We start from the raw sequence: 13,346 nt of genomic DNA, 5'->3' as shown, positions 1-13,346 counted from the left end.
CAAGCTTACAAAAAGAATAGTCATGCTACGTCTAAAAAGTTTTTTATCCATTTATCAATTTCTAATATAGACTTATTTAGAAGGCCATATAATTTTTCTTTTTCTTCTTTAGTAAAATTGGAAAGCACAAAATCGGCTACGCTAAAATCCGAGCGAGGGGGTCTTCCGACTCCAAATCGTAACCTATGGAAATCTTTAGAGCCAACTCTATCAATAATATTTCTAAGACCGTTGTGACCCGCGTGCCCACCTTGAAATTTTAGCCTAATATCTTCAAAAGGAATATCTATTTCATCGTGAACTACAAGCATGCAATTAGGGAGTATCCCATTTTTTGATAAAAAAGAAGAAACGGGATTTCCGGAGAGATTCATATAGGTTGTGGGTTTTAGAAGAAAAATGAATTTATTTTCAAGTTCTATTTTTCCAAAAATAGAATTCTTGTCGGATTGAAAAGAAACATTGTATTTTTTTCCTAACTCATCTATAACCATAAAACCAATATTATGCCTGTTGAAAGCATATTCTTTACCGGGATTGCCCAATCCGACTATAAGTAATTTTTGTTTTTCTGTCATGAGTTACTTAGAGGAAGGTTTAGCATTTTTTCAGTTGCTTTGATTGCAGCAGTAATTTGATCCGAATCAACTCCAACAGTTCGAAATGTATTTTCTTCTTCAGAGTCTATGAACTTTCCCCATGTAATAATTGTTTCTACAAGTGCTGAGGTTTTTCCACCGGGTGGAATTCTTACTTGGTAGTCAAGAAGACAAGGAATAGGAATGTTTAGACCTTTCATAATTTTAGAAAGAGCGTCCATAAATGCATCGTATCCACCGTCACCTATTCCAGTTTCTTCATATATTTTATCTTGAGATTTTATTGTGAGTTCTGCCTTTGGGAAGACACCTTTTCCGGAGGTTACGATACAGGAGAGGATTTCTATATGATTTTCTTTTTTTTCTCCTTCTAAGTCGGCAATTAAAAATGGTAGATCTTCTTGGGTGATTGTTTTGTTTTGATCGCCCAACTCAATCACTCTTTCCAAAACTTTTTTTTCTGTTTCAGAACTTAAAACAAGACCTAATTGTTTTAGGTTTTCAGAGATACTTGCCTTCCCTGCAAGTTTGCCAAGCGCATAACTTCTTTTTCTACCAAACCTTTCCGGTAGTATTGGGTTCGCATACAGATTCCCTTTTTTATCTCCATCCGCATGAATCCCGGCAGTTTGGGTAAATACATCTTGTCCAACAATTGGTCTATTTTCAGCAATTCTTTTTCCGCTAAAAATTTCTACTAAGCGACTTCCTTGGGTAATTTTTTTTTCAATGATTCCGGTTTTTACTTTTACTTTATCGTGGAGTGCTGTAACTACAGCTTCGAGCGGAGTATTGCCTGCTCTTTCTCCGAGGCCATTTACGGATACATGAATCCCTTTTACGCCTGCGTTTACTGCTGAGATACAATTTGCAACCGACAAATCGTAATCATTGTGACCGTGGAATTCAAAATGTATGGATGGAAATTTAGTTATCATTTCTTTTGAAAAATGAAATGTTTCTTCTGGAGATAAAATACCAAGTGTATCGGCTAAAAATATTTTTCCAGTATGAAGATTTGAAAGACCCTGTACGAATTCAAATACATACTCAGGTGAATTTTGAATTCCATTAGACCAATCTTCTAAATACACGTTGACTGCAATGTTTTTCTTATCAGCGTAGTTTACAGTTTTTTCAATATCGAATAGATGATCTTTTAAACTTTTTTTTAATTGCTCGGTTAAATGTTTTTTTGATCCTTTTGTTAATAGGTTGATTGTTCTTCCACCGGCTTCGGAAATCCAATCTATACTAAGGTTTTCGTCAACAAAGCCCAAAATTTCGATTCTTTCTGTGAGATTTTCTGTCCTTGCCCAATCAAAGATTTTTTTTACTGAAGATAATTCTCCTTTGGAAACTCTTGCAGATGCAATTTCCACCCTCTTAATATTCATATCTAAAAGTAAAAATTTTGTAATACCAAGTTTTTCATCTCCTGAAAAGCTAACGCCTCTTGTTTGCTCGCCGTCTCTGAGAGTAACATCTAAGATTTCAATATATTTCTCTTTCATAGAGTCCAGATTTTTTCCGTATTTAGTTTAGTCTATTGTTTTAGATTCTCTTTTTTAATTTACTGATCTTTTGTTTGTCTATTCCTAATATTTCTACTTTTGTGCTTCCGGGATTTGGAATGATAAAATTTTCTGTGTTGTAAATTTTTAAGAAATCATTTTCTTTTATATAGGTTTCAACTAATTTTTTTAAAATCCCTTCTCCGATTCCATGTACAACTTCAACAAATGTCTCCCCATTCATAAACGCTTCTTGAATTTCTCTATCCAATTTATATTTCGCTTCTTCAAAACGCATTTTTCTAATATAAATTTCTCGGATGGGCATATTTTTTTCTCCAAAATATTAATTAAATACAACTTCTTCAAATTGCAATATTTTTATTATTGTTAAAAATCTGTTGGTGTATCGTCATCTGAATACGAATTTTTCATAAAAAAAAGAAAAATTCAATTTATAAAAAAAATTAATTTTTTTGGAAATTACGGTATAAGGTTTTATTTCTATTTACAAAATTCTCCGATAATTAATAAGAAAAAATTGTTTTCTTGATTTTCCATTAAGGTGCAGTCTGTTTGGTGAATCAGGTTTATCATAAAAAGGCAGGGGCTATGTTTTTAACCAAGATTCTATCTATAACAGTGTGTATTTTTATTTTGCAAATCCCAATTTTTGGTCAAGAAAATTCTAAACTAAGCGAGAAAGAAGTCCGCTCCTCAAAAAAGATTCAATTTCAAAATAGAACCTCACGTAAGGCGAGTGAAGGGTCAAGGGAAAAGGATATCGAGGTCGGTAAATCCCTGTCCATTAATCTGGAAAAAAAACCAGACAGTAAACACTCAAGAAATGGTGTCAGTGTAAAAAGAATTAATGCAACTGATGATATTCAATTTGGAGCAGATATTATCTCTCTTACTGAACATTCAAACTTTGGGCATATTCACTCTATTCAGAGAATTTTATCAGGGTATATTCAAAATACATTTGAATACAAAGAGTCTGATTCGGATACGATTGCTTTGTATATATTGTATTACAATGCGATGCACAGGGGAAATTTAAGCTATATCCAAAAGAGATACAATAAAGATGTAGTAGGTGCTCTCGATAAAAATAAAATTGGAATATCCAAAACATATAGAGAGTGGAAAGGCAAAACTCAAATTTTGATTCCGGTTGAGAAAAATATTTTAAAGGATAAAAAGAAAGACGTAACTTTAGATGAATTAGAAAAAGAAGTGAATAAAGTTATCGAGAAAAAAGAAAATGGGAAAGAAGATAAAAGCAAGTTTGACGATGTAGTAAAGAAAAAAAATACCGAAGAAAAAAAGCAGATTGAAAAGAAGAAGGAAGAAATCAGAAAAAAAGAAGAACAAATTGCCAAAAAAGAAACAGAAATCAATAAAAGAGAAACCGAATTAAAAAAAGATCCAGAGAAGAATAAAGAAGAAATCAAAAAAGAAGAGGCAAAGAAAGAGGAAGTTAAAAAAGAAAAAGACTCGGTTGAAAAAGAAAAAAAAGAAATAGAAAAGAAGGAAGAGAAGATCGTAAAAAAAGAAGAAAAGTCCGAAAAGAAAGAAACCACAAGTGAGCCTTCTAAATCAAAAAAGGAGGATCCAACAGCAGAGCAAACCAAAAAAGAATTAGAAGCTACAAAGAAAGAGCTTGAAAAAGTTAAGGAAGAAGAGAAAAAAAAGACAGAGTTCGATAAAAACGTAGTTGGTGGAAAAATTCTTTTTTTGAAAACTCTAAAGTATTTGGATCAAGGTCACTATAATAACGAGATGCACGTATTGGATCCCGAGAAAGACGATTCTATTATGAAGGGGGAGTTTAATAATATTTGCGGAAGAACTTTTGAAATTTTCTCAGATAAGGTGCTTCTTATAGGTTTTCAAGACAGTCATTCAAAAAATCACAAACTTACATTTATCGACAAAGATTCTTTGAAATTGGTGAAGATGAGTGAGGTCAATGTATTTTGGAGAACTCCCATGATTATAAAAGGGGAAGAACTTTACGCATTTGAAGAAGAAAATGGGAAAGTGTATTTTGCAAAGTTTGACAAAGAATTAAAAAGAGTATTGAGATCAGATAGCGAGGTTGGACCCAATTCCAATGTTACTTTCTATGGTTCAAAAATTTATATCACAGGCAAAGAAGATTCATCGAATACAGAAATTAAGATATTCAAAAAGGATGATTTAAAGCTATTAAAAAAAATTCAACCTTGATCTAAAAGCTGGTCGATTTTTAGACCGACCTCTGCATTTGCAGGATTATTTTTATGAAACTCTTTTAAGAGGTCAAGAGCTTTTTCTTTTTTCCCGTTATTGCACCAGAGTTCGGCAAGCTCTATTACAGGTCTCCAATCTAAAGGATTTTGATCTTTGAGTGAAACGTAGATTTCTTCTGCTTTACTGTCTTTCCCTTTCAAGGCAAGAGTGGATGCTTTTCCGAGTTTTGCATAATAGTCGTCGTTGGATTGTAGAATTTTATCAAAGCACTCCAACGCCTTATCGTATTTCCCAAGACCACGAAGACTGTCTGCGTACCTATTTAGAATTAATTTATTGTCCGGATCATTTTTTAGAATTTCTTCCCAGAGCACGATTGCTTTTTTAAAGTCTTTGTTTCCTCGATAAGACTCGGCAAGACCGTACAACGCAAAAAAATTACCTTTGTCTAACTTCTTGGCTCTTTCGTAGTATTCTATAGCCTTATCAAAATTTTTAATTTTTCTGTAACTATTTCCAATCTCTGTTAAAATTTTGATATTGTGGGGTTGGATATCAACTAACTTTTCCCACCATAGAATTGCGTCTTGGTATCTCTGACAGGCAAAATACAAATGACCAATCCCTACAATAACGTACTGATCTCGTGGGTTGATTTGCAAAGCAGACATATAATAGTTTTCCGACTCTTTAAAATTTTTTAATTTTCTGTGTGCATCTGCAACTCGACTAAGGATGGAGGCATCAGAAACTGTAAGAGATTTGAACTCTTCTGCAATCTGAATTACTGACTTTAGTTGTTTCATTTCACGGTAGCAGTTCATAAGCCCCATGATAGAAAATTTATTTGTGTTGTCCCACTTCAAACATTCTCTATAATACTTGATTGCTTCATCATAATTTTTTGTTTTATAGTTAAGATCCCCCAGCCCAACTAATCCGTAAGTATTTGTAGGATCGGTTTCTATAAGCTCGTCTAAGCGAATCTTGGCTTCATCGAATTTTTTTTGGTCTAAGAAACGATAGGCATCCTTTGCGAGGCTTTTTACCTTATTGAATTTTTCTTCTTCGGTGTTTGCAACTTCTGAACTATTCATTATAACCAATATTCTATTGACTTCACACAGGTCAAATTTCTATGATATTATAAGAAAGAAATTTATAAATTTCTTTTGATTTTATTAGTAAAATGATTGTTTTAATTGAACATACTTCATAAAAAAGTAAGTCAAAAAGTGGTGAATATGGAAAAAAAAGAAGAATTATTGTCTGGTGCAAAGCTAATGATTGAGCTTTTGCAGGAAAAGGGAGTAGATATTTGTTTTGGTTATCCCGGTGGAGCGATACTGCCATTCTATGACGAGATGTTGAGAAGCTCGATCAAACATATTTTAGTGCGCCATGAGCAAGGAGCAATCCACATGGCGGAAGGATACGCTCGTTCCACAGGGAAGGTTGGTGTGTGTATAGTAACATCAGGACCCGGAGCTACAAATTTAGTGACCGGGCTTGCAGACGCAAAGATGGATTCTATTCCAGTTTTGGCAATTACCGGGCAGGTGGCTACGGACTTAATCGGAACAGATGCTTTTCAGGAAGCAGACATTTATGGGATTACAATACCCATTACTAAATACAATGCACTATTAAAAAATGTAGATGAGGTTTCCAGACATTTTGAGGAAGCGTGGAAGATTGCGCTTGGTGGAAGACCGGGCCCTGTACTTTTGGATTTCCCAAAAGATGTGCAAGTGAAGACTACCAAAATTCATAAGCCCAAAGATTTAAAAATAGATCCCCACCATTATGAAAAATTTGGGATAACAGGTGATATAAAATCTTTGGCAGAAGGGATTAACAAATCCAAGAAGCCTGTTCTTTATGTAGGTGGTGGAGCAATTAGCTCTGGTGCGTATAAAGAAATTTTGAAGTTAGCAGAAAAAGTAGATATCCCTGTTACGACTACTTTAATGGGGCTTGGAGCATTTCCGGGAACCCACGAACTATCGCTTGGGATGCTCGGAATGCACGGAACTGTATATGCGAATCAGGCAGTCATGGAGTGCGATTTTTTATTGAATCTGGGTGCAAGGTTTGACGACAGGGTAGCTACAAAACTCGGTGAATTTGCTCCTTTGGCAAAAATTGCTCACATAGATATAGATGTTGCAGAGTTCAATAAAAGAATATTCGTTGACTACGCCATTCACGGAGATTTAAAAGAAGTTTTGAATTCTCTAATTCCTTTAGTGGAAAAAATAGAAAGAAAAGAGTGGAAAAATAGAATTCAGGAATTGAAAAAAAATCATCCATTAAAGTATGACAATTCAGGTGATTCTGTCAGACCACAGTATTTTTTGGAAAAACTTTACGAAAAGACAAAAGGCAAAGCAATTGTTGCAACCGACGTTGGTCAGCACCAAATGTGGGCGGCACAATATTATAAATTCGACGAGCCAAACCATTGGTTGACTTCGGGTGGGTTGGGCACCATGGGTTATGGTCTTCCGGCAGCCATCGGAGCCAAAATTGGGAATCCAAAGAAAACCGTAATTTGTGTTTCAGGGGACGGCTCTATTCAGATGAACATACAAGAGCTTGGCACTATATCCATGTATAAGGTAGGCGTAAAAATTCTTATCTTTAATAATGGATTTTTGGGAATGGTTAGACAGTGGCAGGAGCTTTTCTACGACGAAAGATACTCTAATTCAGGGTGGGATTTTAATCCCAATTTTATGAAAGTCGCAGAGGGCTACGGAATCCCGTCTATGAAAATTTCAAAGAAAGATGAGATAGATAATGCACTCGAATTTTTTCTGAAAGACGATAATTCAGCCTTATTGGAAGTAGTGATTCCATCTTTGGAAAAAGTGTATCCGATGATACCTTCAGGAAAATCAGCAAAAGATATAATAGAATTTCAAGGGATTAAGAGTACAGAAAATGAAACACGTAATTAGTATTTTAGTAAATAATCATCCGGGTGTAATGAGTCATGTATCCGGTTTATTTACACGCCGAGGATACAATATTGATTCGATCGCTGTGGGCGTAACAGACAACCCTGAAATTTCCTGTATGACAATAGTTGTGAATGGAGATGAAGCGGTTGTAGGTCAGGTAAAAAATCAACTATTAAAATTGACCGATGTATTGAAAGTAGTGGATCTTGCCTACCATGAATCTTTAACAAGAGAGCTTGTGCTAATGACTATAAAGTCAACAAATTCTACAAGATTTGAAATTATTTCTATTTGTGAAGTGTTTCAAGCAAAGATAGTAGATATGACCGATGAGTCTCTCATGGTAGAGTTTGCTGGAAGCTCAAGACAAGTAAATGCAATTATCTTAATGTTGAAGAAATTCGGAATTAGCGAGATTGCAAGAACAGGTCAAATTGCACTTCCTTATCAAACTAAAGAGTGGTAGAGTTAAATTTTTTTTGAATAACTTTTTAACTCTTCACCCACCGAACAGAATACAGTACCATCTCCCAGAATTTCTGTAAGTCTCATCATCAGCTCGTTGGTCGGCTCTATAGAGTAGTGTGGGTGCGCTTTGATTACTTTTTTCTCTGTAGAGGATTGCAATAGGTGAAAGAAAACTGAAGAGTCTCCTTTAAACGAAGTTAAGATCGAATACAGTCGCATTACAAGCTCAGTATTTGCAAAATCTGTAGTGTCAATTTTAATATGAAGAGATCTTTCTAATCTTTTTTCGAGGCTGTCTTCAGATAAAATTTCCATAGAGTTTACGATTACCTGACCTCTTAAATCAGATTCTCCAACTTCTACTTTTTCTAAAATTCCTTTTAGAAAGACCGGGTTGTCTTCTTTAAGCAATTCCTTGAATTTCTGGTAAGTCTTTGGAAAAATCGTACAATCAATTTCACCGGTATAGTCTTCTAATTTGAAATTCATAAATTCTTCATTTTTTTTGGTGAGCTTCAACTGAGGTTTTGTTATAATCCCTGCAAGCTCTATATTCGATCCGGAGTTTACATTGTCAATTTTCTCAATCGTTGAAGTTGGGAGATTTTTTAGTTTGAATTTGAACTTATCCAACGGGTGACCGGATAAGAAAAAGCCAGTAATCAATTTTTCATTTTTTAATTTTTCGTCCAAGCCCCATTCTTCTGAACTTTTGGGTATATTTAAAGAAATAGATTCATTGTCGCTCATTTCAAAAAGAGAAATTTGCCCTTCCGATTTCCTTTCTTGCTCTTTTATGGCATAATTTGTAATCTGGTCTAAAGAGTTGAATAGGCATTTTCGGGTATAACCGAATGAGTCCAATGCTCCTGCTTGGATCAGAGCTTCAAATACTTTTTTGTTTACCAATCGGAGATCGATACTCGTTAAAAATTCCATGAAATTTGAAAAAGACTTTTTGTCTTTTCTTGCCAAGATTATATTTTCACTGGCTAATTCTCCGACTCCTTTCAATGCAGATAAACCAAATCGAATTGTATTGTCTTCTGGAATAGTAAAATTTGAATCTGATTCGTTTACATCCGGGTTTAAGATTTTAATTCCCATTTCTCTTGCGTTATTTACGTATTTAACAATTGTAGAGGTATCGCCGTTTCCAGTAATTAAAAGAGCCGTAAAGTATTCTGTTGGATAATTTGCTTTTAAATAAGCAGTTTGATATGTAATTAAAGCATAAGCTACAGAGTGGGACTTGTTGAACCCATACCCACCGAACTTTTCCAATAAATCAAATAATTCTTTGGCAAATTTTTCTGAATGACCTTTTTGTATTGCGCCTTCTATAAATTTTTTTCTAAGCGGCTCCATAAGCTCAGCCTTCTTTTTTGCCATAGCCTTGCGAAGCATATCGGATTCACCCATAGTGAACCCTCCCACAATTCTGGAGATACTCATCACTTGTTCTTGATAAACCGCAACTCCAAAGGTCTCTTTTAAAACAGTTTCACAGCTTTCGTGAGGATAGGTGACTTTTTGTTTTCCACTTTTTCGATCCAAATAGTCTTGTAACATTCCAGATTCCATAGGCCCCGGACGATATAGAGCAATGAGTGCAACAATCTCTTCAAACGTTTTTACTTGGCTTTTTGCAACAAGGTCAGTGATCCCTGGTGATTCTAACTGAAATATTCCTAGTGTATTCGCTTTTTTCAGGAGGGTGAATGTGGCACTATCGTCTAAAGGAATTTCATCAATTTGAATTTTGATGTTTTTTCTTTTTTCGATGAGCTTTACTGCATAGTCAATCGTTGTGAGGTTGTTCAGACCTAAAATATCCATTTTGATTAGACCGACACTCTCTAAGTTGTCTTTATCGTATTGGGTTACTATTGCTCTTCCACTTTTCCCTTTTTCGGCGACTGTAGATAAAGGTACAACTTCTTCTAATGGGTAGGGGGATATAACAACACCGGCAGCGTGCCTTCCGGGTTGGCGAAAGTTTCCTTCCAATCTATCTGCAATTGCAAATAGCTTCTGGTTAGTTTCATTTTTATTTTGAAACTCTCTTAGGTCTTTAGATATTTCTAAGGCTGACTTTATAGACGTTCCAGGCTTACCCGGAAATGCTTTACTTATTTCATTGGACTCTGCATAGCTTATATTTAAAACCCGTGCAACGTCTTTCAACGCAGCTTTTGCAGCCAAAGAAGAAAATGTGACTATTTGACCTACTCTTTCTTCACCGTATTTTGACTTGATGTAGTTGATAACTTCTTCTCTTCTTTCCACACAAAAGTCTGTGTCAACGTCGGGCATATCTTTTCTGTCCGGGTTGAGAAATCTTTCAAATAGCAGGTTGTATCTTAATGGGTCAACATTGGTCATTCCTATGGCGTAGGAAACAATTGAGCCGGCGGCAGAGCCTCTACCAGGTCCGACCGGTATTTTTTCTCTTCTTGCAAATTCTATATAATCCTGTACAATTAAAAAATACCCGGAAAAATTCATTTTTCGGATCGTATCCATTTCAAAATTTACTCTATCTTGGATTTCTTTTGTTATATGGGAATATCTTTTCTTAATTCCTTCATTGACTAATTCTTCTAAGTAAGTTTCGCTATTGTATCCTTTTGGTACGTCGAATTCTGGTAAGAGGTGATTTCCGAAGCTGAGTTTCAGGTTGCACTTGTCTCGAATTTCAAGAGTTTTTAAAAAGGCTTCAGGAATTTCTGGATACAAAAGACTCATTTCTTCCGGGCTTTTTACAAAAAATTCTGGGTTAAATCCAAATTTTAATTCTTCGTCAATTTTTTTTTGTAGTCCTATTCTGAGTAAAATATCTTGTGCGGAATGGTCTTCCTTGGTTAAGAAGTGAGAATCGTTTGTCAGTACAAGTGGAATATTATTGTTCTTTGAATATTCTATTAAGGATTTTGCAACAATTTCTTGCTCTTTTATCCCATGTTTTTGAATTTCAAGATAGAAGTCTTCTTTCCTGAAAATTTCATGCAGCTTTCCTGCCAACTGAATTGCTTCTTTGTCCTTACCTTCCATAGCTTTTCTTGGGATTTCTCCAGCAAGACAAGCTGAAAGACAGACCAACCCTTCGCTGTGGGATTCTAAAAGCTCGTAATCTATTCTGGCTTTTTTATAAAATCCTTCTGTGTAGGATCTACTTGCTAATTTCAAAATATTTTTATAGCCGATTTCATCTTTGACTAATAAAATTAGGTGGTAAGCACTTCCATCAGGAATACTGTCTAATTCTCTTTCCTCTGATCTGTTTGGTGAAACGTAAAATTCACACCCAATGATTGGTTTAATCCCTTCTTTAGTAGCTTCTCTGTAAAATTCAATTGCCCCAAACATATTACCGTGATCGGTCATAGCGACTGCGCTCATCCCGAGTTTTTTTACGTGTTTCATTAACTCAGGTATTCTTATAGCTCCATCTAACATGGAGTAGGTAGTGTGCAGATGCAAATGTGTAAAATCAGATTCTTTCATGGGACATAATTTTTAGCTGTTAAGTCAGTTTTATAAACATTATGAATCTTTACCGTAAATTTTTGTTATAAATTTCAGAATAATTCAAAAATTTCTATAAAAATTTAGAATTATTGAAATAGAGTTGGTACAGTTTTTGAATATTGTAAATTTAACAGTGAATTTTCACATACGCTGTAGAATAGGTTTAGGCTATTTTTTCTTCAGATTTTAAAATCAATACCGGAGCTTCTTTTCGTTGAATCACTTCTTCTGTAATTACAACTTCTACAATATCTGTTCTGGATGGAATCTGAAACATTAATTCCATCATCGTATCTTCAATGATAGCCCTGAGTCCTCTTGCGCCGGATTCTCTTTTCAAAGCTAATTCTGCAATTGCTGAAATTGCTCCTTCTGTAAATTTGAGTTTTACATTCTCAAGCTCAAACATTTTAATGTATTGCTTCATGATAGAGTTTTTAGGCTCGGTAAAGATTTTTTTCATTGTTTCAACATTAATTTCGTCTAAGGTTGCAAGAATTGGAAGTCGTCCAACGAATTCAGGAATTAAACCAAATTTTAGTAAATCTTCTGGGATCACTTCTTTTAGTGTATCTTCTTTTGAGGCTTCTTTATTGTCAGAACTAAATCCGATCACCTTAACACCAGTTCTTGCTTTCACAATCCTGTCTAAATCTACAAATGCTCCACCGCATATAAATAAAATATTTTTGGTATCAATAGAAATATAATCCTGATGAGGGTGCTTTCGACCGCCTTGAGGAGGAACGTTTGCTAGAGTTCCTTCGATAATTTTTAACAAAGCCTGTTGTACACCTTCGCCACTAACATCTCGTGTAATAGAAGCACTATCTGATTTTCGAGCGATCTTATCAATTTCGTCTATATAGATGATTCCAAGTTCTGCTTTTTTTATATCGTTTTCGGCGTTTTGAATCAACTTAAGTATAATATTCTCAACATCTTCTCCTACATAGCCTGCTTCTGTAAGTGCTGTAGCATCTACAATAGCAAATGGTACTTTTAGTATTTTTGCAAGAGTTTGAGCCAGTAGAGTTTTACCGCTACCTGTCGGACCAATGAGAAGAATATTTGATTTCTCTAATTCTACATCAGACTTTTTTAAATTAAAATGAATTCTTTTATAGTGGTTGTAAACTGCGACCGAAAGAGCTTTCTTAGCGACTTCTTGACCGATTACGTATTGGTCTAAAATTTTTTTGATTTCGTTTGGTTTTGGGACATCACCCAGAGTAGAGGTCTTATCTGATTGATTAGGATCATCTGCGATGATTTCTGTGCAAAGAGCTATACATTCGTCACAAATATAGACTCCGGGCCCTGCAACGAGTCTTTTTACTGAGTCCTGTTCTTTACCGCAAAATGAACAAAATAGTTTTTCATTTCCCATAGATGAACTTTTTTTACTTTTACTCAAAAAATTTTATCCTTTCGTTTTTTCTTTTTTTCTGTCAGTAATTACAACATTGTCTATTAGACCATAGTTCTTTGCTTCTTCTGCGGTCATATAGAAATTTCTTTCTGTATCCTTTTCTATATTTTCGGCAGTTTTACCAGTATGTTTTTGATAAATTTGATTCATAGTAGTTTTTATATGCAAAATTTCTTTTGCTTGTATTTCAATGTCGCTTGCTTGACCTGAGGCACCACCGTAAGGTTGGTGGAGCATGATTCTTGCGTGAGGTAGTGCCGATCTTTTGCCTTTGGCTCCACCTGCGAGTAGTAGAGACGCCATAGAAGAAGCCTGTCCTATGCAAAGTGTTCTTACCTCTGATTTGATGTATTGCATTGTGTCATAAATTGCAAGACCCGAAGAAACATAGCCTCCGGGAGAATTTATATAAAGCCAAATATCTCTTTCTGGGCTTTCTGCATCTAAAAATAACAACTGAGCCGTAATTACATTGGCGTAATCGTCATCAATAGCATTTCCGATAAAGATAATTCTATCTTTTAAGAGTCTTGAAAATATATCGTACTGTCTTTCTCCCCGACTGGTTTGCTCTATTACATAAGGCATAAGAGCCATG

Annotated in this window: 10 protein-coding genes; 3 read left to right on the top strand and 7 right to left on the bottom strand. The window is 35.0% G+C overall.

What is annotated here, in order from left to right; translation table 11 throughout:
• Window positions 1–20: 20 nt before the first annotated feature.
• The 3 genes from HS129_06380 to HS129_06370 are packed head-to-tail and all read right to left on the bottom strand — an operon-like array spanning window position 21 to window position 2,441.
• Complete coding sequence (locus HS129_06380) at window positions 21–578, bottom strand: aminoacyl-tRNA hydrolase (protein MBE7411678.1); 558 nt, start codon at window positions 576–578, stop codon at window positions 21–23.
• Entirely contained in the window at window positions 575–2,113 is a 1,539-nt protein-coding gene (locus HS129_06375; GenBank protein MBE7411677.1) for a 2-isopropylmalate synthase, read from the bottom strand. Before HS129_06375 ends, HS129_06380 begins: the two co-directional genes overlap by 4 nt.
• 40 nt (window positions 2,114–2,153) lie before the next feature.
• Window positions 2,154–2,441, bottom strand: coding sequence for a Smr/MutS family protein (locus tag HS129_06370; GenBank protein MBE7411676.1), 288 nt, complete (start codon window positions 2,439–2,441; stop codon window positions 2,154–2,156).
• Window positions 2,442–2,725: 284 nt separating this feature from the next.
• On the opposite strand from HS129_06370, the gene HS129_06365 reads away from it, so the two are divergent.
• Window positions 2,726–4,348: a hypothetical protein gene (locus tag HS129_06365; GenBank protein MBE7411675.1), complete on the top strand. Its 1,623-nt coding sequence runs from the start codon at window positions 2,726–2,728 to the stop codon at window positions 4,346–4,348.
• Here the strand turns inward: HS129_06365 and HS129_06360 are convergent.
• A complete protein-coding gene (locus HS129_06360; GenBank protein MBE7411674.1) occupies window positions 4,339–5,448 on the bottom strand; it encodes a tetratricopeptide repeat protein in 1,110 nt (369 codons plus the stop codon). The two genes, HS129_06365 and HS129_06360, sit on opposite strands and share 10 nt — an antisense overlap.
• 147 nt (window positions 5,449–5,595) lie before the next feature.
• Here HS129_06360 and ilvB point away from each other — a divergent pair, with 147 nt between their 5' ends.
• On the top strand, window positions 5,596–7,314 hold the full coding sequence (gene ilvB / locus HS129_06355) for a biosynthetic-type acetolactate synthase large subunit (GenBank protein ID MBE7411673.1): 1,719 nt from the start codon (window positions 5,596–5,598) through the stop codon (window positions 7,312–7,314).
• A complete protein-coding gene (ilvN, locus tag HS129_06350) occupies window positions 7,298–7,783 on the top strand; it encodes an acetolactate synthase small subunit (GenBank protein ID MBE7411672.1) in 486 nt (161 codons plus the stop codon). The genes ilvB and ilvN overlap by 17 nt, the downstream gene beginning before the upstream one ends.
• Window positions 7,784–7,785: 2 nt before the next feature.
• On the opposite strand, the gene dnaE is transcribed toward ilvN, so the two are convergent.
• The 3 genes from dnaE to clpP form a co-directional block, all read right to left on the bottom strand.
• Window positions 7,786–11,292: a DNA polymerase III subunit alpha gene (gene dnaE / locus HS129_06345; protein ID MBE7411671.1), complete on the bottom strand. Its 3,507-nt coding sequence runs from the start codon at window positions 11,290–11,292 to the stop codon at window positions 7,786–7,788.
• A gap of 187 nt (window positions 11,293–11,479) precedes the next feature.
• A complete protein-coding gene (gene clpX, locus HS129_06340) occupies window positions 11,480–12,706 on the bottom strand; it encodes an ATP-dependent Clp protease ATP-binding subunit ClpX (protein MBE7411670.1) in 1,227 nt (408 codons plus the stop codon).
• A gap of 33 nt (window positions 12,707–12,739) precedes the next feature.
• Complete coding sequence (gene clpP, locus HS129_06335) at window positions 12,740–13,345, bottom strand: ATP-dependent Clp endopeptidase proteolytic subunit ClpP (GenBank protein MBE7411669.1); 606 nt, start codon at window positions 13,343–13,345, stop codon at window positions 12,740–12,742.
• Between the last annotated feature and the right edge of the window lies 1 nt (window position 13,346).

The sequence above is a fragment of the Leptospiraceae bacterium genome (assembly GCA_015075105.1).
Lineage (GTDB): Bacteria > Spirochaetota > Leptospiria > Leptospirales > Leptospiraceae > JABWCC01.
Note: the sequence above shows the minus strand (reverse complement) of the source record. Positions and strands in the feature narration are given on the sequence as shown.